Genomic DNA, 1,001 nt, shown 5'->3' with positions numbered 1-1,001 from the left:
GCGGCTTTCTTAGCTGTTTCAATTGCCCGTTTTTCAACTTTGTTTTCAAAGGCATCTTCACTTGAAGCAGCCATCTTTTCGATAAGAGTCTTATCGGCGTAAGTTGGTAGTGTATTGATAGTATCAAGTAAGATTTTAAGTCCTCTTATTTGTGGCTCTGGATAGCCAGCCGTACCAGCACCGTATTGTTCTTGCAACTCATGCACTATCACTAATTGCTTTTGCACTATCTTTTCTAACATTAATTGTGTGATTTTTCGGTCATGGATAACCGCCCCGAAAACGTCTTTCTCTTCGATTTCTTTTTCAATTTCTTTCATTAACTTACTTGAGTCAATAAAAGGGGTTGTGTAATTAACTTCAGATTTTTTAATTCCGCGATCTACTTCAGCTTGCCATTTTTCAGTATTAGGGTTTTCGGTCTTAGTCGGTTCAAAGTGGTTCTTTTTATGTCTAAGTACCGATGGTGCGCTAATAGTTAAGCCTTGAGATTTACACCAAGTCGCGATTGAGTCTAAGCCCTCCCCCTTAAAGATCCGCTCTTCAATGCGGTCTTTAAGGTCTGAATGACAAATTTTACATTTACCAGCCATGATTAACCCTCTTCGTTAGCTTTAGCATTGTTCATTTTACGATTGTAATTAAACACTTTACGGTTGTGATCCAGTTCAATTTCGCATTTAGCGTGGTGAGCATCTAACGTGGCCTTATGGGTATCAACATAGTTATTTACATTTTTACGGTTAGATCCAGTTACTTTAGAGATCCAGCCTTTAGTAATTTCTATTTTGTCCCACCAGTCTTTAGCATCTTCATTGGCTCCCATAGTTTCAGTAACCAACTTATGGATCTTGGTATCTGTTAAAGTTCGGTTGTCTTTCTTAGCCCCCATCAATAACTCAGCATATTTAATTGCACCACTAACAACAATCGATTCTGTTGTCATGCCTGAAGCCTTAGAAGCCGCGCTTATTTTCGCGAAGTTATCATCATTAAAGAAA

2 protein-coding genes are annotated in these 1,001 nt (G+C 38.5%); both read right to left on the bottom strand.

Annotated elements, in window-relative coordinates:
* Positions 1-593: hypothetical protein (locus BTHERMOSOX_RS11565; RefSeq protein WP_138121244.1), on the bottom strand; the 593-nt coding region annotated here is incomplete at its 3' end.
* A gap of 2 nt (positions 594-595) precedes the next feature.
* The coding region (locus BTHERMOSOX_RS11560; RefSeq protein WP_212744665.1) for a hypothetical protein at positions 596-1,001 on the bottom strand (406 nt) is incomplete at its 5' end.

The sequence above is a fragment of the Bathymodiolus heckerae thiotrophic gill symbiont genome (assembly GCF_900128515.1).
GTDB lineage: Bacteria > Pseudomonadota > Gammaproteobacteria > PS1 > Pseudothioglobaceae > Thioglobus_A.
The sequence above is the reverse complement of the archived record's forward strand: the minus strand, read 5'-3'. Positions and strand labels throughout refer to the sequence as shown.